This window comes from Pseudoalteromonas luteoviolacea (genome assembly GCF_021654285.1).
GTDB lineage: Bacteria > Pseudomonadota > Gammaproteobacteria > Enterobacterales > Alteromonadaceae > Pseudoalteromonas > Pseudoalteromonas luteoviolacea_J.
The window spans coordinates 69,790-93,773 of the sequence record NZ_JAKFZS010000013.1; the positions used below are offsets into that span (position 1 = coordinate 69,790).

19 protein-coding genes are annotated in these 23,984 nt (G+C 41.8%); 10 read left to right on the plus strand and 9 right to left on the minus strand.

Annotated elements, in window-relative coordinates; genetic code table 11:
* Positions 1-60 precede the first annotated feature (60 nt).
* Positions 61-516 (plus strand): flavodoxin family protein, encoded by a 456-nt coding sequence (locus tag L1077_RS13960; RefSeq protein WP_237137391.1) that lies wholly within the window; start codon positions 61-63, stop codon positions 514-516.
* Here the strand turns inward: L1077_RS13960 and L1077_RS13965 are convergent.
* On the minus strand, positions 513-1,424 hold the full coding sequence (locus tag L1077_RS13965) for a helix-turn-helix domain-containing protein (RefSeq protein ID WP_237137392.1): 912 nt from the start codon (positions 1,422-1,424) through the stop codon (positions 513-515). The two genes, L1077_RS13960 and L1077_RS13965, sit on opposite strands and share 4 nt — an antisense overlap.
* 153 nt (positions 1,425-1,577) lie before the next feature.
* On the opposite strand from L1077_RS13965, the gene exaC reads away from it, so the two are divergent.
* Positions 1,578-3,098 carry an acetaldehyde dehydrogenase ExaC gene (gene exaC / locus L1077_RS13970; protein WP_237137393.1) on the plus strand — a complete coding sequence of 507 codons (1,521 nt, stop codon included), beginning with the start codon at positions 1,578-1,580 and terminating at the stop codon, positions 3,096-3,098.
* On the opposite strand, the gene L1077_RS13975 is transcribed toward exaC, so the two are convergent.
* The gene (locus tag L1077_RS13975; protein ID WP_237137394.1) at positions 3,095-3,976 is read right to left on the minus strand and encodes a LysR family transcriptional regulator; all 882 of its coding nucleotides are present in this window, start codon (positions 3,974-3,976) and stop codon (positions 3,095-3,097) included. The two genes, exaC and L1077_RS13975, sit on opposite strands and share 4 nt — an antisense overlap.
* A 99-nt stretch (positions 3,977-4,075) precedes the next feature.
* On the opposite strand from L1077_RS13975, the gene L1077_RS13980 reads away from it, so the two are divergent.
* The 4 genes from L1077_RS13980 (at position 4,076) to L1077_RS13995 (ending at position 7,233) form a co-directional block, all read left to right on the plus strand.
* Positions 4,076-4,678 carry a LysE family translocator gene (locus L1077_RS13980; RefSeq protein ID WP_237137395.1) on the plus strand — a complete coding sequence of 201 codons (603 nt, stop codon included), beginning with the start codon at positions 4,076-4,078 and terminating at the stop codon, positions 4,676-4,678.
* A 67-nt stretch (positions 4,679-4,745) separates the two neighbouring features.
* Entirely contained in the window at positions 4,746-5,366 is a 621-nt protein-coding gene (locus L1077_RS13985; RefSeq protein ID WP_237137396.1) for a hypothetical protein, read from the plus strand.
* A 171-nt stretch (positions 5,367-5,537) separates the two neighbouring features.
* Positions 5,538-6,443, plus strand: coding sequence for a histone deacetylase family protein (locus L1077_RS13990; protein ID WP_237137397.1), 906 nt, complete (start codon positions 5,538-5,540; stop codon positions 6,441-6,443).
* A gap of 187 nt (positions 6,444-6,630) precedes the next feature.
* On the plus strand, positions 6,631-7,233 hold the full coding sequence (locus L1077_RS13995; RefSeq protein ID WP_237137398.1) for a DM9 repeat-containing protein: 603 nt from the start codon (positions 6,631-6,633) through the stop codon (positions 7,231-7,233).
* 80 nt (positions 7,234-7,313) lie between these two features.
* Here the strand turns inward: L1077_RS13995 and L1077_RS14000 are convergent, their stop codons facing one another.
* Both L1077_RS14000 and L1077_RS14005 read right to left on the minus strand, forming a co-directional pair.
* The gene (locus L1077_RS14000) at positions 7,314-8,666 is read right to left on the minus strand and encodes a DUF1501 domain-containing protein (protein ID WP_237137399.1); all 1,353 of its coding nucleotides are present in this window, start codon (positions 8,664-8,666) and stop codon (positions 7,314-7,316) included.
* 11 nt (positions 8,667-8,677) lie between these two features.
* Positions 8,678-10,720 carry a DUF1800 domain-containing protein gene (locus L1077_RS14005; RefSeq protein ID WP_237137400.1) on the minus strand — a complete coding sequence of 681 codons (2,043 nt, stop codon included), beginning with the start codon at positions 10,718-10,720 and terminating at the stop codon, positions 8,678-8,680.
* A gap of 346 nt (positions 10,721-11,066) precedes the next feature.
* Between L1077_RS14005 and L1077_RS14010 the strand changes: the two genes are divergently transcribed.
* Positions 11,067-12,512, plus strand: coding sequence for a serine hydrolase domain-containing protein (locus L1077_RS14010; protein WP_237137401.1), 1,446 nt, complete (start codon positions 11,067-11,069; stop codon positions 12,510-12,512).
* A gap of 178 nt (positions 12,513-12,690) precedes the next feature.
* Here L1077_RS14010 and L1077_RS14015 read toward each other — a convergent pair whose 3' ends face one another.
* The 4 genes from L1077_RS14015 to L1077_RS14030 form a co-directional block, all read right to left on the minus strand.
* Positions 12,691-13,200, minus strand: coding sequence for a hypothetical protein (locus L1077_RS14015; protein WP_237137402.1), 510 nt, complete (start codon positions 13,198-13,200; stop codon positions 12,691-12,693).
* A gap of 175 nt (positions 13,201-13,375) precedes the next feature.
* On the minus strand, positions 13,376-14,326 hold the full coding sequence (locus L1077_RS14020) for a hypothetical protein (RefSeq protein WP_237137403.1): 951 nt from the start codon (positions 14,324-14,326) through the stop codon (positions 13,376-13,378).
* A gap of 293 nt (positions 14,327-14,619) precedes the next feature.
* Positions 14,620-15,126: a YdcF family protein gene (locus tag L1077_RS14025; RefSeq protein ID WP_237137404.1), complete on the minus strand. Its 507-nt coding sequence runs from the start codon at positions 15,124-15,126 to the stop codon at positions 14,620-14,622.
* Between the two features lie 69 nt (positions 15,127-15,195).
* On the minus strand, positions 15,196-15,933 hold the full coding sequence (locus L1077_RS14030; RefSeq protein WP_237137405.1) for an alpha/beta hydrolase: 738 nt from the start codon (positions 15,931-15,933) through the stop codon (positions 15,196-15,198).
* A 235-nt stretch (positions 15,934-16,168) separates the two neighbouring features.
* On the opposite strand from L1077_RS14030, the gene L1077_RS14035 reads away from it, so the two are divergent.
* On the plus strand, positions 16,169-18,745 hold the full coding sequence (locus tag L1077_RS14035) for a serine hydrolase (RefSeq protein ID WP_237137406.1): 2,577 nt from the start codon (positions 16,169-16,171) through the stop codon (positions 18,743-18,745).
* Between the two features lie 242 nt (positions 18,746-18,987).
* The gene (locus L1077_RS14040; protein WP_237137407.1) at positions 18,988-20,652 is read left to right on the plus strand and encodes an SUMF1/EgtB/PvdO family nonheme iron enzyme; all 1,665 of its coding nucleotides are present in this window, start codon (positions 18,988-18,990) and stop codon (positions 20,650-20,652) included.
* Between the two features lie 4 nt (positions 20,653-20,656).
* Here L1077_RS14040 and L1077_RS14045 read toward each other — a convergent pair whose 3' ends face one another.
* Positions 20,657-22,534 carry a winged helix-turn-helix domain-containing protein gene (locus L1077_RS14045; protein WP_237137408.1) on the minus strand — a complete coding sequence of 626 codons (1,878 nt, stop codon included), beginning with the start codon at positions 22,532-22,534 and terminating at the stop codon, positions 20,657-20,659.
* A 186-nt stretch (positions 22,535-22,720) separates the two neighbouring features.
* Here L1077_RS14045 and L1077_RS14050 point away from each other — a divergent pair, with 186 nt between their 5' ends.
* The gene (locus L1077_RS14050; RefSeq protein ID WP_237137409.1) at positions 22,721-23,980 is read left to right on the plus strand and encodes an adenylate/guanylate cyclase domain-containing protein; all 1,260 of its coding nucleotides are present in this window, start codon (positions 22,721-22,723) and stop codon (positions 23,978-23,980) included.
* The last annotated feature ends 4 nt before the right edge of the window (positions 23,981-23,984 follow it).

Here is a 23,984-nt window from a genome sequence, read left to right on the forward strand (position 1 = left end):
TTTACCTAAGGTTAGGTTGAGGTTTTAGCCTATCAACAAATTTACAAAAGGAGAATCATTTTGAACACAATCATTGTTTATTCTAGCGCTAAAAAAATGGGCAATACAGGCAATGCGGTTGGAGAGTTAGCTACGGAGTTTGATGCGCAAACACTATTTTTGGATGACTATGTGATTAACGATTATAGTTATGATCACAAAAATAAAGATGATGATTTTCGCAGTGTATTTAGGCGCATTTTACAGTTTGACCATGTGATTTTTGCCTCGCCTGTCTACTGGTACGCGGTAACACCGAGAATGAAGGCATTTATTGATAGGATCACAGAATTTATGGATGATGATCTGCTCAAACCTGAGTTACGTGAGCTTAGAAGCAAACAGTTTTCAATATTATCCACGTCTATTCACGAAGCTGCGCCGCAGCCTTTTACTGAGATGCTGCAAAAAACATTTGAATACTTAGGCATGACACTCAAAGGTCAATATCACAAGCAATACCCTTATGAGGGTTAATCTGTTTTCGTTTGAAGAAATTGAGTTTGATATTGTTTTGGTGTCTGCTTAAAGGTCTTCTTAAACCCTCGACTTAATTGACTTGGGTGATTAAACCCTAAGGTGAAAGCAATGCTTGTCACGCTTTCACCGCGCTCCAAGCGCTTGCGTGCTGACATCATTCGTTGGCCATTCAACCAATTTTGCGGGGTCGTACCAATGCGCTTTTTGAACTGGTCAAAAAATTTACTGCGGCTCATGCAGGCTATTTTGCATAATTCATCGACGTCGAGTTGTTCATCCAGATTTCTTTGCATATATTCAACCGCCGCATGGATCCCCGTTGTTAACTCATACTTCGCAACTTGTTTAAACAAGAGGTCGCGACTTTGCTGTTGCAGTAAACGAGCAACTAACTCGTTTAACGCAAGGTCGATATAAAAGTCTCTTTGTGGCGTATTTTCGCAAAATAAATGCATTAAGCGCATAAGCAGTTGCTGTGTCTGCGAGTTGTGCTCGTTATGAACAAGCTCTGGCAAGTAATTAAACTGTGATTCAGAGCACTTCTCAAGTTGGTTTAATTGCTCTGCGACTGAGGCTATTTTGTCTTTGCTAATATCAATGGCCAAGCAGGTTGTCGGTTGATTTATGCAGGCGGTGGGAAAGTCGATATGCACTGCTTGTTCAGGCGCCAATACAAAGCTTTCATTGGGTAAAAATACATGATGATAGTCACAGCTTTCGACATGCATGACTTTTTTTCCCGAGAGCATGCCGCAAAACAGCACATTGTTAGAAAACAATCGAATATGCTCTGCATTTTCATAGGTATCATAAATACTGAGCTCGACGTCATCGCCTGCAAAATGAACGCGATTCTCAACCAGTGAATTGACTTTTTGCCTTTTTTTATGAAGTTGTTCTAGCATTTTTATTCCTTGTTTGGACTCAAGCGCAAACATTTTATACGCAGAGTTAAGTTTTTAATCCGCCTTTAAATTAATGTCAACAGAATAACAACAAGCGGCCTCCTCATTGAGAGAGTACCGTAGTCACATAACAACTAAGTTGAAGAGGCATTTATGATTTATGCAAATCCAAATACATCAGATGCAATCGTTAATTTTAAACCCGTTTATGATAACTATATTGGCGGAAAATGGACCCAACCTGTCGAGGGGCAGTATTTTGATAATATCAGCCCAGTCAATGGTGCTGTTTTTTGTCAGGTAGCAAGATCTGGGCAAAAAGACATTGAATTAGCTTTGGATGCAGCTCACAGTGCCAAAGAGTCTTGGGGCACAACGTCAGTGACAGAGCGCAGCAATACTTTGCTTAAAATTGCCGATCGTATAGAAGCCAATCTTGAATACCTCGCCGTGGCCGAAACGTGGGACAACGGTAAAGCTGTGCGTGAAACTTTAGCTGCTGATGTACCCTTAGCTGCCGACCACTTTCGTTATTTTGCAGGGTGTATCCGTGCGCAAGAAGGCAGCATTGGTGAAATTGATGAGCATACGGTGGCGTATCATTTCCACGAACCGTTAGGGGTTGTTGGACAAATTATTCCTTGGAATTTTCCATTGCTAATGGCAGCTTGGAAACTTGCGCCAGCGCTTGCTGCGGGCAATTGCGTGGTATTAAAACCCGCTGAGCAGACACCTATCTCGATTTTATTATTGATGGAACTGATAGAAGATCTGCTCCCTGCAGGGGTTGTTAACGTGGTAAATGGCTTTGGTAAAGAAGCCGGAGAGGCACTGGCGACCAGCGACCGCATTGCCAAAATCGCGTTTACCGGCTCAACGCCAGTGGGGTCACATATTTTGAAATGTGCGGCGGATAATATCATTCCATCAACAGTAGAGCTTGGCGGCAAGTCTCCCAATATTTACTTCAGTGATGTAATGGAAAAAGATGATGAATTTTTGAGTAAATGTGTCGAAGGGGCTGTACTGGCTTACTTCAATCAAGGTGAAGTATGTACATGCCCGTCTCGATTGTTTGTGCAAGAAGATATCTACGATGAATTCATTGCAAAAGTGATAGCGCGCACGCAGCAGATAAAACGTGGCAATCCTTTGGACACAGACACCATGGTAGGCGCACAGGCTTCCCAAGCACAATTTGATAAAATTTTAAGCTACATCGAAATTGGCAAGCAAGAAGGTGCCGAGGTACTCCTTGGTGGTGAACCAGAAAAACTCAGTACGGAATATCATGAAGGCTATTATATTCAGCCGACGTTGTTAAAAGGTCACAATTCTATGCGAGTATTTCAAGAAGAGATATTTGGCCCTGTGATCTCCTTGTGTACTTTCAAAGATGAAGCGGAAGTACTCGCAATGGCTAATAGCAGTGAATTTGGCCTAGGAGCGGGGGTGTGGACCCGTAATATGAACCGTGCTTATCACTTTGGTAGAAAAATAGAAGCGGGTAGGGTATGGACTAATTGCTATCACATGTATCCGGCCCATGCCGCTTTTGGCGGCTACAAGCGCTCGGGCATCGGCCGTGAAACACATAAAAAAGCGCTGGATCATTACCAGCAAACTAAGAACCTTCTAGTCAGCTATAGCGAAAGTCCGCTTGGATTCTTCTAAGTTATAGCCTTAGCAAGATGCGCAACCATGGCCATGGTTGCGCTCTTTTTTGTTACGTTATTAGGCCAGATAGCATAGGCCGGAATAGGGGTTACTTGCCAATTGGGCAGTAACTCAATCAACTTATTTTCTCTAAGGGCTTGTTCAACAAGAAAGTCCGCAGGTGTCGCAATACCCAGCCCTTCCATACATAATTGTGTCATGCCCTCAACCGAATTGACTGTGACTTGATAGTCAAAATGAATGTCCTGTTTGCCAAGCTCTGGGTGTGTGATTGTTCGCTTATTGGGTAAGCTGACAAGCCTTATCCATGGTACGTTTTCAAGATCTTTAGGGGTTTTAGGGAGTGGGTTATTTTTTAAAAATAAGGGTGAGCAGGTGAGCTTTCGCTTTATATTGCCTAGTTTTTTACTTTTTAATTCACTATTTGGTAGGTCGCCAAGGCGAACTGCAATATCGATCCCTTTCTCTATCAAGTTCTCATACACATCGCTAAAGTGAAAGTTGACCTCTAACCTTGGATGTTGCTGGCAAAACTCTGCTAAAACGCGGGTATAGTGGGAGCGTATAAGTACAGTCGGCAAACTGACGGTGATCCTGCCAGATAACGCCTCTTGCTGGGCATTGATATCAGTTAGGCCTTGCTCGACTGTTTTTAACATGTTTGTGCTCATTTTGAATAACTGCTGCCCTTGCTCTGTTAACGAGAGTTTTCTGGTTGAGCGGTACAGCAAGGCGGTATCTAGCTTTGTTTCGAGCAAAGTAATGTGATAGCTGATCACTGAGGGCGACAAGTTCAGTGCGCGCGCTGCACCGCGAAAAGATCCTTGCTCTACAACCGTTGAAAAAATGGCGATGCTTTTGAGTTCGTCAATCATATTGAGTAAGTTTTTAGAACAGTGATGTTAATTTATACCACCTAATCAAATTTAAAACAGGGGTATACACTCAAATTTTATACAGCGATGGAGTGAGCAATGTTGATGATATTGGCAATGGGCTTATATGCATTTTCTATGTCTATTACACCGGGCCCGGTGAATTTGATTATTTTTTCAGGTGGGATGAATCGTGGTATCCAAGCCACATTACCGTTTATTTTAGGTGCAACAATTGGGTTTAGTCTGTTGCTTTTAGCAACAGGGCTGGGGCTTGGTTGGGTGGTGCAGCAACATAAGTGGTTAGTATATAGTTCTACAGTGATCGGCTGTGGTTTTATGATGTATCTTTCCTTGCAACTGTTTAAATCTGAACCGAGAGTAGGCCAAACGACAGCGATGCGCTCAGGGTGGTGGGCAGGCTTTATGTTGATGTGGCTGAATCCAAAAGCGTGGTTGGCTGCTATCGCGGGCAATAGTTTGTTCATTGAGCCTAGCCAAACGAGCAAATTGTTTGTGTTTGTACTCATTTACTCCTTGGTGTGTTTTGTTTCTTTATTGTTGTGGGCCGTATTTGGTAAGCAAGTGTCTCATTATATTTTGAATGATAAGTATGTGCGTTGGCTTAACAAGGCTGCGGCGTTGGTGATCGCGGGTATGTGTGTGATGGTATTGTATGAGCTAGGAGGCAGAAATCTTTAGCGGTGTAGTTATTCTGTGATAACTTTGTTTGACTAAAACTAATTTGCCAAGGACTTTGAGGTAAGCCATGAGAAAAGTTAAAGCTGCCCCATATTTGATTTTTAGTATTAACATTATCATCGTATTTGTAGCTACTTTTTGGCATCAAATTTTTAGTGCTAATGGTGGCTTATCCTTTATCTTACTGGTGATATTTTGCGTTTTGTCATTGTCGAATTGCGTCTATCATATGAGTGTCTTGTTAGTTTATAAAGTGTTTAAAATAGAGCGTTTTAAAGTTTTGGCCTTGATGATGCCAGCCTTATTATTACTTGCTTATAGTATTTTTTCATCGGCTCTCAACATGGAAGAGAATAGGCGCTCTTTGAATACTTCTAGCTCTGAACAGTTTATCGCCCGGGTATCTGCATCGTTTAATTATTGGCATATTGAGGTGGAAAATGCCTTGGGGCAGACAGTATACAAAAATGAAAATACAGCGATGAGAAGCGCATTCTCGCTATATTGGGTGTGGGATAAGCAAGACAGATTATGGTTTTATTACAGTGATGATGGCACTGTACACTATTTATCGAAGAGTAATGATGGCTGGCAGCTACGAGAATACGACAAGTTTGATGATGCTTTGGAACTTAAGCCCCCATCGAGTTTATTTCCACCATATGTAATCCCAAAACAGAAAAAGTAATAAAGCGAATGCTTCAACTTGCTATAGCCCACTTTAACTGCAAGATGGTCTTTACGAGACTATCAAAATATTTTTAGTACTGAGCATTTAATATAACGCTTACAGCATTTTTTATCGTATTATGCAGCATGCCTGTCGGTGTGTTTTAATTAGTAACATAAGAATTTCCTCATGTATAACCCGAACTTACCTTTAGTTTACCACCCTAATTATTCATTCAGTTTTGATCCCAAACACCGTTTTGTGGTGAGTAAATTTGCAAGATTAAAAAATTATCTAGAGCAACAAGGGCTCATTGGTCAAAACTTGCATCAGGGTCCTGTTGGTCACTATTCGGACTTAGAGCTAGTACATTGTGAGCAGTATGTTCGAGACTTATACCATAATGAGCTTTGCCCAAAAGCAATGAGACGAATTGGGATCCCTTGGTCTAAAGAGCTGATGGCGAGAACATTTACAGCACCGCTGGGCACTTATCTTACTGCATCGCTTGCACTTGAAAACGGCGTGGCGTGTCATTTGGCGGGTGGCACGCACCATGCTCATTACGATTTCGGTTCTGGGTATTGCATGGTGAATGATTTGGCTTATACAGCAGAGCGGTTGATCAAAGAAAAACGGGTTCATAATGTACTTATCTTTGATTGCGACGTGCATCAAGGAGATGGCACTGCCGCCATGCTCACACACAACCCTTTTGTATTTACCTGCTCAATACATTGTGAAAAGAACTTTCCCTTTAGAAAGCAACAGAGTGATTTAGACATTGGGTTAGACCCTAATGTCAGCGATCACGAATACCTGCGAGTTGTAGAAGCAACAATCCATGATTTACTGGATCAGCTAAACCCTGATCTGGTGTTATATGATGCAGGCGTTGATGTTTGGCAAGAGGATACGTTAGGTAAATTAGACATTAGCTGGCAAGGGCTTGAGAAACGCGACCGTATTGTACTCAATGCATGTAATCAAAAAGGTGTGCCAGTAGCCACTGTGATCGGTGGTGGATATGACAAAGATCATGAGCGTTTGGCAAAACGTCACGCTATCGTCATTGAGCAGGCCGCAAAAATATAGTTTATATTTTTTATAATATATAAATATATTACTTTAATAGTCATGTGGTTAAACTTGGTTTTTACGCTTTTTGACTTTGTTTTTATGCTTATTTTACCTTCTTTTAATTGTGTATGTATGTTCCTTTTTTAAATATGGATTTGCCCAAGATAAAGGGCAAACTACCAAAATAAAAAAGGAGTATAAAATGATAAAATCAACATTAATTACACTATTGCTTAGTAGCTCAGCGTTGTTATCTATGCATGCTTTCAGTTCTAGTATTGAATTCGCAGAGTGTGGTGAAAATAAAAGAGACAATGGAAAGGAAGATTGCGTTTGGTCTGATTATATTGGAGCAAAACAAATGCCTCCATGGGCGGTGAGTTACAATACGGAGAATGGTGAATATAATAGCGAAACAGTTTATATCTGTCGTGATTCCGGCAATGTCCTAGGGCGAGCTGTTAAAGGGGTATGTTATGTACCTTGGTATGGCAGAGAATATGCCCACAGTAGTAACTTCCAAGTGCTTACAATGGATCCTAATAACTATGAATGGCAAGTTGAGACTTTACGTATAGATATTGATGGCAATATAAAACGTCCTGGTAAATACCTAGTGAAAGGATCACAAGAAGGCAGTTATCCAACTTATGTTTGTGGCGTCAGAGACGGCCATAATATATTTAGAACAGGTAAACTAGTAAATGGTCACTGTTGGTATGGTGCTGGTGGTCGAGAATGGAATTACCCCTTGTCCAGTGGCCGCGTAGAAGTATTGTATTATACCGGTTACTATGCGAATTAAACTAATTAATTAATTTTTTGTTTATTTGGTGTTTAAGGAGGCTAAAGTAGGCCTCCTTTATTATTTTTTCTATTATTGTTTTATCTAAATAATTTCATAGAAAACGCATCAAAATTACTTAAGTTTGGAAAAATATCATTAATCTCTGAGTCATTTAATCCAAACCATTTCGCTATGGGTGAAAAATACTGTTCATTGGAAAATTGAGGGATAAGTCTGCCGCCACCGACATCTATATTACTGCCGACCTGCTGTGAAAGCATGGCGCCATGCAAGTCTTGGCCATTTACTGCACCGCCCATAATCAGTTGATTACTGGCCCAGCCGTGATCTGTGCCATCTCCATTTGAAGTCAATGTGCGGCCAAAATCAGACATAGTAAAGGTTGTTACGCTATTTTGCAGAGATAGTTCTGTAAGTGCGTTATTAAACTCAGCCAGTGCTGTTGCAAGTGTTCCTAGCAGGGCTGGTTGCCGCGTGACTTGTTCATCATGGGTATCAAAGCCACCTAATGAGACAAAAAATATTTGCCGCTGGTTACCTGTTTGACCGCTGATACTCAGAGACTTAGCGACGGCAGCTAATTGCTCCGATAAACTGTTATCGCTAAATTGTGTGGTTAATACGGGCGCTTGCTCTAATAAGGTGTTCATATGCTGCACATTACTAATGGAGCTAGAAAGTCTGCTGGCATATGCGTCTTGCAGTGAGTTTGTTTGGGTGCTTAGCAATCTATCCATGATGCTTTTAACATGGTCGACTTGTGGCTGGTAACCTGTCAGCGAGTTTATTTTCATTATGCCGCTTTTATTGAGTGCATAGGGGGTGGTGTCGATACCTGCTTGCCATGGGTTTGCTCCAGCAAGGGAGATGTTACTAGTAAAGCTGTTGTGCTGGTTTAACCGTTCCAGCATTCGCGCGCCCCAACCCGTATTTAAAGACACCTTCTCACGTCCATTCATCCATGTGGCTTGTTGGTCGTTATGTGAAAACAAGTGATTGGGTAAAGGCACGGCTTTGTTTTGATAATCAGCAAGTGTTGTTGGTCTGATAAGTGTGCCAACACCGCCAACAAAGCCGAGCTGACCGGCATCAAAAATGGAGGATATGGCGCCCATGCTTGGGTGCAGGCCAACGCCGCCCTCAAATTGTGTCAGTGTATTTAAATTCAGCGGATCGGCAATAGCTAGATTTTGCCTGCTTTGCTCATAATGTAGCCTTTGATCACCGCTTAAGGGGACTAGCATATTGAGTGAGTCACTCCCACCGTGCAGAAAAATACAAACAAGCGCTTTGTAATCAGTAAGCTCGGCGTTGTTCATAGAGCTACTGATAGCTTGTAACTGCAAACTAGTGAGCGCGGCAACAGAGGCCCCGCCCTTGAGGCACATAGATAAAAAAGCGCGTCTAGACTGATGATTAAAATACGACATGGCAGGCGCTCCTAGTTTTGGTAATTAAAGTCAGGTGACAATGAAATCATGTACAGTAGCTGGGCGACTCGAAGCGACGCATCTCTGTTCACAAAATAGCTATCTAGATCTACGAGTGCTGTACGTGTGGCATCCGACATGGAGCCTGCAAAGTAAACTAGGTCGTAGTAGTCCAGTAGAGGGGGTAATCCATTGTTTGTCAGCATCTCAATGTCTGCTTGGGCGTACATGTAGATTGTATTGGGGTTGAGTGTTGTTTTTCGCTCAGCCATCCGCCACACCAAGTCACCATAGTGCCCGTTGATAGTGGAGATCATATTGGAGTCGGTGGCAATTTGCAGCTCAGGTGCAACGAGTCCTAAGGTTTGAAGCTCATTTGGCGTATGGTCAGGCCTAAAAAAGTTAAATACAGAGGGGGATAGTAACGGCCCTTGACCATATGCTGTGTTTAAGTTCCAAGTATAATAACGATTTAGCTCCGAGCGTGCATTTAACACCCGCCATAAGTGCAGTTTTACGAGGATCGGCTCTTTAATTTTGCCGCTATGTAGCTGTACAGACGAGTATTTTCTGGCTTCTTCATCCAGTAAAATTGCTTTGATGACGGCACCTAGGTCGCCTTTTACACCTTCACCATTATCGTTAAATATAGTCGCCACTCGAGCAATATATGCTTGCGTTGGATTAGATTTTACAAGTCTTTGGATTAGTTGCTTACTGATAAAGGGGGCGACATTGTTGTGTGCAAATAAGTTATCTAGCGCAAGTTGCATGGACTCATGGGGACCGATGTTTTTTGGGATAATTTCACCGCCTAGCAATGACTTTTCTTCCATTGAGTGATAGTCGGTAAAAGCGTGCATGGGCAGGGTATAGTTTCGGCTGGGTCTGTCCCACCTTGCCGAGTAAGCAAATGTCCAGCCAGTGAAGACTTTGGCAAAGCCGGCTATTTCCGCTTGTGAATAAGTTGGTATGGTGTTGCCATTGGCATCTAATTTTACAGAGCCATCCAAATTGAGTTCATTCAAACCAATTGTGAATAGCTGCATGACTTCTCGCGCATAGTTTTCATCAGGACGAATGTTAAGCTCGGCATTGGCTTTTTCATTCCCTAAGTGACTTAAATACACGCCCATAGCAGGAGATAAAGTGACTGACTCTAGTAGGCTTCGAAAATTACCAAATGCATGTTTTAACAGCATGTCATAGTAAGCGACCATGCCTTCTGGCTCGCCTCGTAAAGCTGTATTGGCATCCGAAATCACAAAAATTTCACTGAGCGCAAATGCTACTCTTTGCCTGAGTTGATCAGGTGCATTTAAACTCGCTTTCCACCAAGCGTCTATTCTGTTTATGTGGCTTGGGTTATCTCTGTCTGGGTAGTTTTCTAGTAAAGGCGTATGCAGGGTAGGCGCTAACGCAATTTGCTGGTCAAGCCATTCGCTTTCACTCATGCCCGAAGCAGACTGGATTTCCGCATAAGTTGCGCCAAGTGTCGCTTGCTGCATTAATGCCGATGCTTGTTGTTCAGTCATTGCATTGACAGACTCAATGCTGGTTTCTGTATATGTACTCATGCCCGTACTATCAGTGACTGTCAGTGAAAAGGTATAGCTTTCATTATTGATAGAACTCGCACTTGGTAATGTTACGGTTAGACTTGCAGAGTCTGCGCCTGTAAGGGGAACGGTCGGGCCGCTAATTTGAGCCCAAGCGAACGACAAGCCTTCTGTAGACCCTTCAATGACACTGTCTATGGTGATAACACTGCCTTTTCTGACAACATCGCCTGGTAAGCGAATGTCCACAACAGGTGATGTGCTTATATTCTGTGTATCGGCTATGTCATTATCGGTGTTTTGGTCAGCAGTTTCACTATTTGGTTCAGTGCTCGGTGATGAAGGAGGGCTGCTGCTTGCTGTGTTGGCGTCGTTGGTGCTTTCATCACTGGTGGGTAGCTGTGGAGATGCTGTGGGAGTACTTGACTCGGAACCACCGCCGCCACATGCGGATAAAACTAAAGTTACAAGTAAAAACAGAACACGCATTTTCATTGTGATTGCCTCAATAAACTCTAACCCTTTTATAGCATGCTCATTTAATTTAACAATATTTTTTCATTAATTTTGAGTGTTTTTTTACGCCAAAAGGATTGGCTTTTCGCCATGTTTTTGAATTAAAGAAGAATATTTATTGATGAATTTGGTATGCGTTAACGTGATACATGTTGTTACCTTCTTTTAAAAAAATAGGGTTGTCACGGTGGTAGCACTATTCGTATTATCTAGTGAGTGGCACAGCGATTTTCCTCGTTAAATTTATCAGAGTCACATTCAGTATCTATATGAAATTGTTGTAATTTACTATTGTATAGAACATCATTAAACAAGGATTATAAGAATGAAAAAAACCGTTATCGCTACACTAATCGCAGGTATCTTTATTGCGCCAAATATGGGCTTTGCAAGCGAACAGAGAAGCACAAATATTGAACTAGAACTACTTCCACTGGTTCAAGTAAAAGGTGAGCAATACGTTTCAAGCACCATAAAAAAACAAATGCGTAAGCACAACTTACCTGGGTTAAGTGTTGCTGTGGTTAAAAATGGCCAAGTTGTTTGGGCGGAAGGCTTTGGCTTAGCGGATAAACAGACTAATCGCAAAGTGACAACTGAAACTTTATTTCAAGCTGGTTCTATCAGTAAACCGGTTGCGGCTCTGGCTGTTTTAAAATTGGTTCATGAAGGAAAAATTAAATTAGATGCGGATGTAAATCAGTATTTAAAAGGCTGGCAAGTGCCAAGCAATGAATTCACCAAATCAGCCAAAGTGACAGTGCGTCAGCTTTTAACACACAGCGCTGGATTAACTCAGCATGGCTTTCCGGGATATCAACGCGGCAGTAAAGTGCCCTCCGATATTGGGGTGTTAAATGGACAGGGCAACACAGGTAAAGTGATAGTCGATAAACAACCCGGTGAAGGATTTAGGTATTCCGGTGGCGGGTATACAGTATTAGATTTGCTTGTTGAAAATGTAACAGGACAGTCATTTTCTGATTATACATCTGAGCAGATCTTGAAACCGCTGGGAATGACAAACAGCACGTTTGCACAGCCGCTGCCTAATCACCTATGGTCTAAAGCCAGTGCAGCATTTGATGTAAACGGTAATCAGGTTGAAGGAGATTGGCACGTTTACCCTGAGCAGGCAGCTGCGGGTTTGTGGACGACGCCGAGCGATATAGCGCTGTACGTCAAAGCGATACAAAGTGCACGAGCAGGTAAAGCGGTTGGCCCCATTACACCAAAGTTGGTTAAAGACATGCTTGTTTTCCATGACAACGACTGGGGGCTTGGACCAGTATTGAAAAATTATCAGCAAGGGCTCGCGTTTGAACATGGCGGTAAAAACAAAGGCTTTACCAATGTATTTAAAGCGTATGCTGATAAAGGCGATGCATTTATTATTATGACCAATGGAGATGCAGCCAGGCCGGTCATGAGGGAGTTACAACTTGCCATCAGCGAGCATTTTGGTTGGGACTTTTCTAGCGCTAAAAAAGTGGAAAAGTATACCTTTTCAAGTGCGCAGTTAAAGCAAATGGTTGGCAAGTATATTTATGATAAAGATAGCCAGTATCTATTTGATCTGACCTTTGATGGACAATATATACTGGCATATGACCCATCAAGAGATCGCACCAACCGTTTGATAGCGACGAGTGAGAAATCATTAATTGATGTGCGCGACGGTGCAACGGTGGATATTGAGCGAAATGATAAAGGCGAGATTCAGGCATTAATTTGGAGTGGGCAATATCGATTTGTAAAAAATAGCCTTTAATATAAATTTTTAGATTAATTTGGCGTGGATACTGCTTGGTAAGTCGTTATTATTATTTTTCTTACCAAGCAGATCGCACTTCAAAACCAAGCGACGGGCAAGTTCTTGGTTTTGCCAGTTCTGCCCGAGTAGGCGAGTAGAACTGGTATAGGGAGTCCTTTCAAGTATTGCTACGTTGTTACCACTTAAACAGCTTACATTTTTGGATGCGTTTACCACCATAATTAGACACTAGATAAGGTCCAACTTGCTCTTCGCGGATCTTGTCTGCTGTATAGCTTATGATTTCAACATCTAAAGAGCCGTCACTGTGCAATTCATACTCTGCGTTCAGCTTGGTATCACCAAATTCAAACAAGCTTACAAACTTATTATCGAATAAGTACTGGTCGATGATAATGCCGTTATTTTCGTCAATTTCGAAATGCCCTTTTGCTTCATCAACCGTGACTAACGTGTAGTTACGAGGTCTTGCTTGCGCGCCTTCACCGTATGTGACAACCCAGTCAGCACGGTTATCAACGGGGCTGCCAACTTCAAGTGACATTGGAAATGCATATAGCGCTCCCTTGCCAGGTGCAAGTAGTTCACATTGGCCTTTAAAAAAGCCTTGCCACTGAGTCGGAGCAGCTTGTGTAGTCAGAGATATTGCAGATAAGCCAACGCATATTGCGAATACTTTTTTCATTTTATCTTCCTTATTGATGCTATTTTTGTGTGAGTCATCTTAAAAAACGATGCTTTTTTCCAGAAATAACAGGTTAGAAGAATTTTTTAATAGTTCGGCGCAAATCTGGTTGTGTGGCTGTTTTGTATGAACTCAGGGGGTTACCCTGAGTTATTTGTGATAAGCAGGTAGCAAATTAGTTTGACTTCAAAGGCTGCTCTTTTAGCACTTCAAGCTTTTGCTCTGAGGTGATGCTATGGGTGAGCGATTCAAGTTGATAACCGAGTTGTTCATAAGAGTTATCTAGGTTTGCATTCTTCTGATAATAAGGAATATCTGCTGGTGTAGCAGGGTCATTCACTCTTAACGTAAACGCACCAAAGTTATTGTTTTCATTGGTTTCAGGGACTTTTTGCTCAACATCGGCCATCAAAATAATACGATAAGTCCCTTTCGCTAAATTGATGTTTTTCAAAGGAAGCAGTACCTCGTGTTGTGAGCCTACATCGTTTATGACCTGCACAGCACCAAAATAAACTAAGGGGTTGTTATTTAAATCGGCTAAGAATATGCCTACTTTAGGTAATACAGGAGAATTAGGGCAGCCATCATTTTTAACCACAAAGTTTACTTTTAAGTTTCCACCATAACCGACAGAAACACTCGCAGGTGTCATAGAGCCTGAGTGAAATAGCCAGTCTGGTTGACCAATGGTGCCAAAAGTTGCAGAGTTATGGCTGACTGACACTGAGTTATTAAACCTTGCGACCACTTGAAAGTCTGTTGGCATACATAAGCTACTCAAATACTCTTTTGTTGTGCCGTCGAGATTAAATGGGCTCACTTTAAAAGTGTTTTGCGCATTAATTGGACGGCAGCCATTGGTGCCGCAATTCAAATCGGGGGCTTCTCTGCCGACATAATATCCGGTTGCACCGCCATCTTTTGTTAAAAAGAACTCAACTTGTCCGCCTGGGTTAAATATCTGAGAGCCGAACAAATAATAATGAATATTAAAATTTGCAGAGCCAGGATTTGGGATCACGGTATGGTTGTCAAATGCAACATTTCCAACACTGATATTTGCAAATGCAGAAGCGCTAAGTAGTGATGTAGTAAGTACAGCAAGTTTAAACTTATTAGACATGGTTTCCCTCCATTTTGAAATGTCCAAAGTTTGTACAGCTATTATCGCAAGCACTCTATGATAAAAAGTTGAGTAAAAAAAGTACCATTGGAAAGGTTTTTGATATAGCGCAAGCTAAGTGGGCGTTACTATTTTAGATATTACTCCTATATATCTCATTGTTTTTGTGGTTAGTAGCTGCTAATTAATAGATTGGTAAATTAGCTTTGTTGATAAGCGAGTAAAAGTGCATATAAATTTATTTATAATTAAATGTGTATTTTAGCAGGATGATGGTTTTTGTTTACGCCTGTTCAGTATTCGTTTGCCTCTTTGGAGAGCGTTGCTAAGTCTCTTTTCTTTGCGAATACCTCGTGCTTTTCTAGTTGTCGTAGCGCTTGACTTGAAATTGGACTAGGTGCAGATAAGTAGTATTTTTTCATTGAGGGCATGACTTTGCCAAAAATGAGCTGAACTCTCGGGATATGAAAATCTGAACTGATTATGTCGACTTGCGGTGCGTTGAGCTGTTTAAGTATCGGATAGGTGAGCGTTGCATCTTCAATTGTGAAGCGACTTAAAGCGCTTGGCAAAAAGTGCGCTGCTTTAATTCCATTATTGATTAAATATTGTTGGTTGATATGTGCGTGCGCAATTTCAGTTTGGTTGAAGTTTGCGCCAAAACCACCCGTACAAATTAATTTTGTATTTTGCTGTGACTTAAATAGGTCAAGGGCAAGCTCACATCTTGCAATTGAAAGCGCTGATAGGTGCCCTTGATTATCATTTTTATGTCCTAAAACAATGATTACTTTGTCCATCTTTGACCTGTAAAAAGCTAGGTTTAGCTCATTATAGAAGACCAGCATTGCAAGGATTAAATGCCTAGCTTATTTTTTGAGCTGCTGTCCAAACCAATGACTGATAGCGTTGTTTAAGTTCTTATCATGCTCTAATAATGGGTAGCCGTGCAACTTGCCCTTATAAGTGAGCAGCTTGCTATTGGCGTGTTTTGCTTCTTTGAACAGGATATTTGCGCTGGTATAAGTCCTACCATCGTCGTCTGCTGCGATGATCAAGGTTGGTTTGCCAGATAAGTTTGCTACATATTTCTGAATATTGTCATAGGTTTGGGCAGATGAAAAAAAGCCAATAGCATCAATGTTGGTGTTATTTGCAAGGGTGATGGCCTGTGTACCGCCGCAGCTTGCGCCGATAACGCCAATCTGCCCGGTGTTTGATACTTTACGTCTTAAATATTCATAGGCTAGTTGTACGTCTTGTGGCCAATACTTTACCATATCTCTCCATGCATCAGTGCGTGACTGGCCAGAGAGCTTTCTTATGCTGCTTACATCAAATTGATTATTTTTACTGTCGCCATAACCTCTGAAATCGATACTTAAAGCATGGATCCCTTGTTGGGATAATTGGTTTCCAATGTCGTTGTACATGGAGCGATTAAAGTTACATTGGTGGAGCATAAGCAGGGCTTTATTGCTGTCTTCTTTGCCACTAAAATAGCTCCCATGGATGGTGAAACCATCGCTAGAAGTCAATGTAATATCGGTACTTGCGGCGCTTTTAAATGCAAAGCAAAGCGCAATAAGTGCTATTGTCTGTCTCATCATTTCTCCTTAAAGATTGCCTAGCTAAAATATCGTCAATTTATTATGGCGCCAATATAATTGCGGTGAATAGACAGCAGCACTCGATATCTACACTATGTAAAATTTTCAAAAATCGTATAAATGTGTGCGTATCTTTTAACTTCCCTCTACATCATCACCCCAGATAAAAACACTTTTTGAGATACATGTTTCATATGCTGTATGCGTTATTAATTACCCTTAAGGATAAAATGTGAAACGATTAACGCTGAGTATTATAACCACGGCCATCCTGCTGTCAGGATGCGATAAAGATAATGATGTGGTTGTCATTGCACCAGAAAAGCCCGCGACGATTGAAAGCTTTAACGGGCTATGGGAAATCAAAGGGTCGGGGGAGGTTTGGGATTTATCATCAAATGGCCTGGTGACATACAACTTTAATAGCAATACATGTATTAAAGCAGATGAAGAAAGTGCCCAATTTACCGAGCCACTTGCTGAGTACTTATCACTGAATGACGAAAAAGATAGATTGACCTTTAACAGTCCTGCGTCTTCCAAGATTGAGCTTGTCAAACTCGACGCGCTGCCTTCACAGTGTGGCGCGGATAACCTGACAACGGATATGACATTACCAGAAATTTTTGATTATGTATGGCTGTCGCTCGATGAGTATTACGGTTTTTTTGAATTACGGGATATTAATTGGCAAGCGGTTTACGATACTTATAAGCCAAAGGTAACAGCACCCACTTCCCATGCTGAATTTATGATAATAAAGGATGAAATTTTCACCGAATTTGGCGATGGACATCTTAGCCTCGAAGGGCCACAAGGAGAGCAAGCTGATGGCAGTAAAATTGATAGCTGGATCAAAGAGGGGATATTAAATGGTGATGGTGATATCAATGATAATTTGGCACAGTTACAAGCCAAAGAGCTGAGCGTCTTAAAGCATTTAATGTCTGACGGTCAGTTACATAGCTTTGAAGGAACGGATGCTATTCGCTTTGGTCATATTTCCCCTGAGCTTGGCTATATCCGTATTGATAGAGTCTCAGGCATGATTTTGGATGATGCAGCAGACAATATCTTATCGCGGGTGGAGCAAGACTTAGACAATACGGATTTGATCATGACACACACGCTTGAACAATTGCGTGATGTTGATTCTATTATCATCGATTTAAGATATAACCAAGGCGGTTTTGATAAGGTATCGCAAAAAATAGCCGGCTATTTCACAGATTCAGACTACACGTTTGGGACTAAGCAGATAAAAAATCAAGCGTTTAAAGGGGAAGTGATCGATCTGGATGTGACCTCAAATACCGAGTTGAACTTCACCAAGCAAATTTATGTTTTGATCGGTGAGCATACCATCAGTGGGGGCGAAGTGCTTGCTATGGCATTGCAGTCTCTGCCACAAAGTCAATTAATTGGTGAAGCGACCAATGGTAGTGTTTCTGACACATTGACGCATCAATTACCAAATGGATGGGAGCTGACGTTAAGCCATGAGGTATATAAAAATCAAGCCGGAGAAGTGGTTGAGGGAGTGGGCATTGAGCCGGATGTTGAAACTTATGCTTACGCAACCGTTGACCAAAAATATATGACTGACACTCCCATTGAGTTTGTAATGCAGCAGCACAATATCACAAGCCCACATGCCAAATCAGTTGATAAACTGCAGCAAGCGGTTCGTGATGTCGTCACCAAAACTAGTTTGCCAAGTGTTTCGGTCGCCGTTATTAAAGACGATAAAATTGTTTTTGAGCATGCGGAAGGTTTTGCTAATTTGGAGCAGAAAATACCAGCAACAGTGAATACCCCCTATAACGTTGGGTCAATCAGCAAAGCGGTGACTGGAGTTGCAATTATGCAGCTAGTCGAAGAGGGAGCACTGAGCTTAGATGATAAATTGACAGAAATGAATCTGTCGTTTGATCCGAATAACTCGCAAAGTTCAGGATCAACTATGACGCTACGGCATTTGGTGACCCATACATCAGGTATAAAAGACAGCGATAGGTTTTTCTGCACTTATTATAAGTATGAAGACCAACTTCCATTAGCGACTATGTTTGGACTATCGTTTTGCGAGGAAGATATGCCGGTAACGACGAGTTTAGAGCAGTTGCTAGCGCAGGACTATTTCTCAGAGCAAGGCCGCTATGTAGGCAGTGGTGTATATCTTGATGGTGATCATGGGCAAGCTGGGGAAGTCATGTCTTACTCTAATATGGGGACCGCGCTTGCTGCCCATGCGGTGGAGAAAAAAGCGGCGTTGAATTTGGCTGAGTATATGAGTGAGTCTGTTTTTTCGCCTCTGGGCATGAACAACACCCAGTGGGATCACACTCAGTTATCAGCGGATAACCCAAAAGCATTGCAATACAACATAGATGAAGAAGGGACTGCGCATGCTCTGCCAGAGTATGGCTACGCCACTTTATACGATGGTGAACTCAATATTAGTAGTCATGATCTAAGTAAATTGTTGGCTGCTATTGCAAATCAAGGCAGTTATCAAGGTACTCAGATTTTAAATACTGCGAGTGTAAAACAGTTAATCGGTGCGCAAAGTGATGTGTTTAACATACCTTATCAACAGGGCGTTTTTTGGTATTGGGACGGGGCGTTCTTTGGCCACAATGGTGGTGATCCGGGCACGAATGCGTTAATGATTTATAACGCGCTGACAAAAACTGGCGTCATCATGCTTACAAATGGTGAGGACTTTATACGCGGCAAAGAAATTATCCAGCCTTATTTGGATAACCTCGCGGCTGATCTATATAGATTTGGTGTGCAGCATAAATAACAAATAAGCAAAATCACTCAAAAAGATGCGTGGCATGTTTTGACGTGCCACACATTTATTTTTTTTGCCAGAAAATTTTAATCTATTCATAAATTAAAAAGTGTCTGGTTTTAAAATCATATCCTTTATTTTCAATGGATTAAATCTATCAGAACTCTATTTTTATATTTAATAGATAAGTTTTAAGACGAGATAAATGCTGTTGGTTCATAGTGGCTTCGAACTTTTTCTAAGGAGCAATTATGAGATCACATCCGTTCGTTTTTAGTGCTGCTACGCTGGTGTCGTTAGCCACAATACTGCCTGTACAAAGTAAGCAAACGACTTATATCGAACCGCCTATGGTGAGTATTCCCAAAGGTACTTTTACCATGGGTAGTACAGAGGGTAGAGAGGATGAGTTACCTATCCGCAAAGTCACAATACCTGCATTCCAAATGGGGAAATATGAAGTGACCGTAGCCGAATATCGAAAGTTTATAGAGGCGACCGGCTATGAGTCTACCAAAGGCTGTGTCCACCATATTGGCCCTCAGTGGTTTGGCAGTGGTGAACGCGATGGGACATGGGACGATAATATTTATGTACTCAGTGAATTTCACCCTGTGGTCTGTGTGTCTCGTATTGATGCAATCAACTATGCAAAGTGGTTATCAGAGGCGTCAGGCGAACAATATCGATTACCGACAGAAGCCGAGTGGGAATATGCAGTAAGAGCTGGAACCAAATCAAAGTACTTTTTTGGTGATGAAATTCAATCATCCGATGCGTGCCGATATGCAAATATTGCTGACATACACGCTTACTCCTTGTCTGGGAAGTTGTATGACGCGCCCTATGCTCAAGACGCGATCAATGCGTGTAATGATAATGAAGTGATGATCTCAACGGTTGGCCTGTATAAACCCAATGGGTTTGGCTTACATGATATGGAAGGTAATGTGGTTGAGCGATTAGCCGATTGTTATCAAGATAGCTATGAAGGGGCACCTGTGGATGGTAGTGCGGTAACTAAAAAAGACTGTGAGATTTTTGTCGCTCGTGGCGGCAGTTGGCACTGGCCTGCATTTGGTTCGAGCCGACGAATGATGATGTATGAGGACTTTTTCGCGGCGCTGGAAGGTTTCCGATTAGTAAAAGATACGAAGGGAAAAGCGTTAGAGGCAACCGAAGGTACCCCTTGGTTTGTTAAGCAATTGAGTAAAGCGCAAACAAATGCCAGAAATAAACACAAGAAAGAAAACCCACATTATCCAAAACAGTTGAATGATGTGAAGCTGAGTCGCCTTAGCAAAGATAAAGTGAAAATTACTTGGCAAGCTGAGCAAAAATCTGGTGTAACAGGGTACGAGGTATTTAGGCAAGACCCGCTAACCAACCAGACTGTCACATTGGTAAAACTAAGCCATAAGCAGACAAGTTTTATTGATGATACCGCGCTTTCGCACAATGGCAGGTATTCTGTTGTCGCGTTAAATGGTAGCGCGAAGAGCTTACCAAGCCCAGTTTTTGACAGCGCTTCTAAGCAGCCTCATGTTATTCCCTCGCGCATTGAAGGGGAGGCATTTAACTTTGCGCCAGGGGCAACGGTTGTGAACTCTAGCTTTGAGCCAGAAGGCGATAAAATCATCGGCTCTCTTGGCACAAGTAAGGCAAGTTACATCCTCGAGGCACAAACAGCAGGGGACTATTTGATGACAATTCGCTTGTTTCACTCTGGACCGACACAAAATTATACATTGATGCTCAATGGGGATCCGATCACAGCCTCAGTGCTATCAGGCGAGCGCGGCTGGCGTACCATCAAAGATATCAAAGTAACATTTGAACAAGGACGACATACTCTAACTATCCAGGGAGAAACGTCCATATTCGCAGTGAATTGGTTCGATATCGCGATGCGTTAGGTGGCTAAATTTTACTTTTATTTTGTTCATAGGGGTTATTGATAACCCCTAATTTTATGAGTTTATCTCGCCGTGCTTGTTGCCACCTTGGTGAGGCAGTATCTCTAATATAGTGGCGATAAATCAGAGAATCTGTATCCTCATTAAGTTGGGCGTTTAGCTCCAATAACTTAACTGCCATTGCCAATCCAACCCAGTCAATATGTTGCATTCTTGCTGTATTAAAACTTGATTGTGCGTGCTGCTTGGCCACATCTATTCGTCCCATTTGGTGATAAATCTGAGCGAATAACATGTCCCTTCTGGCAGGTTCATCAATATTTTCAGCTAGTTTTATCGCCAAATCCGGCTCGTTTTGTTCAAGGTAGAGGTTAGCTAGTTGCTCACTGACAGAGAAGTAAACCCAGTAGTTTTCGGGCGTGATGGGCTGCTCTAATACTTTTAAATAATAATGTTGTTTTTGTTCTAGGTCTTTTGCAAACAGTGCGAAGTGATAGAATATGAGCATGTAATGGCTACCATCTAGCTGGTGGTCGGCTAACAAGGTTTTTGCTTGATAAAGATAGTCGTACTGTTCTTTTTCTAATTTAAGTTTAAACGCTTTGATTGATAAAAGTGTGTAGGCCCTGATCTCTTGTACTGGGCGATTGGCTAGTCGAGCTTGGCTAGCTGATTTATATAAGTGCTTTTGTATCAATGAAAAGTCTTGCTCGTGTGCAACCACATCAGACAGTGATTTACTGATCTCACTATTTAAGGCGTTAAAGTTCGCGTCATCCATCAGTGCACTGGCGTGCTCCAAGTGCTGTTTGGATTGAGCATATTGATTTAACGCCATCAGTAATTGGCCTTTAAGCCATTGGCTATATGCTTTGTACAGCGGATGATTCTGTTGTTCGCTGAGACTTATCATTTGCTCAATATGCGCGCTGGCAACATTGTGGTTGTACTCATCAAGCAGGCGTTCGACCAAATGTTTCAATATATCCAAATTATCAGGTGATTGGCTGTACAGCTTTTCAAGCTCTGCTGTCGTGAAAGTATCAGAGTGAACTTGAAAATAGTCGGATTTAAGTAACCTATCAATATTTGAGTGCAGCTGATCTTTAAGTTCGCTGACGCTGGGGGCGTAAATATAGCCTTGCCAGTGCCTGAGGTGGCTTTGTAAACGATACTCAAGCAAGTACATAGGTGTGTTAGACACCTCTTTTGAGTAGATAAATCCGCTCAATAAAAGCTTATTTGATGTTGCTCCCAACAGCTTTTGGTGCTCGATGTAGGGAGAGTTGAATAGGGCTTGTGCCGAACTGTGCTGTTCACCGAGTGCTGCGTAACTGGCAGATAAGGTGTCATTGAGTTGATTTGTTTGGGAAGTTAAATGTCCTTCAAATCTCGGCGAAAAAGGAACTAATAAGATGCGTTGATGTGTATTTGTTTGAACATACAGGTTGTTATCTTGATGTGGCCATAGCCAATAGCTGCTGACAAGGCCTATAACGAATAAAGCGGTGAATACACACGAGAGGATAAACCTTTGCGAGTAGTTGTGTATAGTTGACTGTGATGTAACCTCTACATCACTGGTTTTAGCCTGCGAGGTTATTTTTAGCTGCCATTGATAGCCACGTTTTGGAAACGTTTTTATGGCTGCATCAGAAATCACCGCCCTAAGCTGACTGATATTTTGAAATACGACCTGCTCAGAAACGACTCGACCTTGCCAAACATGATCCAATATATCTTCTTTACTGAGTACCTTTTCCCGTGATTCGATTAATAAGACAAGCAGCCTGCCTTGAGTGGGTGTTAAGGGGATCTCATGACTATTTTTGAATAGGCGCTTTTGCTTTGGATCGAATTCGAAGTCTAGAAAATACTGCATGATTGGTGGTCGTCACTCCATTGTTATGGCTGCAATAGTAGCCTAGTCGCTGAGGTTTGTGAATGATTTAGGCTAGAAGTAAGTTTTTGATTACGCATGTAACAAGAAAAAGCCAAGCTACACTTAGTTAAAGTTGGGCACTGAGACAGTGCTTAAAATATTGTAATTAGGTGATGGCAGATATTTATGAAATGGCTAAAGGATATTGATGAGTCTTTTGATGCACTCCTGACTGATTGCTATCAGCAAAGAGAAATGGAAATGGAGTACCACATTAATCAGATCCGATTTGTTGGGTTAATGTCACTCTTTTTATTGGAGCTTTTGATTGGTTTGCTAAATAGAGGCATAGATTGGACGTTAATAGTCGTTGATCTGGGCACTATGGCACTGACTGCTATGTGGTGTTTTTGTGTCGCTCGGTGGGCAAAAAGTGAAGGCTATAAACCGTGGTTAAAGTATATTTCTATCTTATTTGATTATCTTATTATTTTGCTGATCACCCTTGAGATGGAGTTTCTTTCGGAGATTGGCCACTTTTTACATGATATGCATAATACGGAGTTTGAATTGATGCTGATAAGCGCACTTATCTTGTTCAATGTGATGAGTGCGTTCCGTCAAGGTAAGTTAATAATTTACTATTCCACCTTATGTTGCTTGGCAACGGGGACAGTGATCCTAGAGCACAGTGATACAGCCAGAGCGATTGAGATGCATGAGCAGATAATTATTCTATTTTCGGGCTTGTTGGCATGGTCGATTTCTAGTTATATCACAAACACTTACACTAGGCTTAGACACCGGGAAAGGCTACTTCGTTATTTACCAAAAAAATTGGTGAGTGCAGTTGAAACTGGTAAAGTTGATATAGAACCTGGTGGAGAGCGGCGCAATGTGACGGTATTAATGGCTGATATTCGGCGCTTTACCAGCATGTGCGAAACACATGACCCCGAGGTGATCACAGGTCTACTGAATCGATATTTTTCAGCGATGAGTGCAATTGTGTTTAAGTATGATGGCATGATAGATAAGTTTATTGGTGATGCCATTATGGCGGTGTTTGGTACACCTCAAGGTGAAGGAAACAGTGCCAGTAATGCAATAAATGCCGCCAAAGAAATGTTAGAAGCACTGGAAACCCTCAATAAAGAGTTTATCAAAGAGGGGTTACCTAGTTTAGAAATCGGGATAGGAATACACAGTGGAGATGCAATTGCTGGCAACGTTGGCAGCGTGAGCTGTATGGATTACACCGTGATTGGTGACACCGTTAACGTTGCCGCTAGAATAGAAAGCAAAACGAAAGAGTTAAAGAAGACTTTGCTTATCAGCAAGGTCAGTGTTGAGCAATCTAAGCAACAAGATTTACAAAAAGCAGCGGAAGTGAGCTTAAAAGGTCGAGCTGAGCCCATTGAGGTATTTTTTGACCCTCAGATTTAGCTGT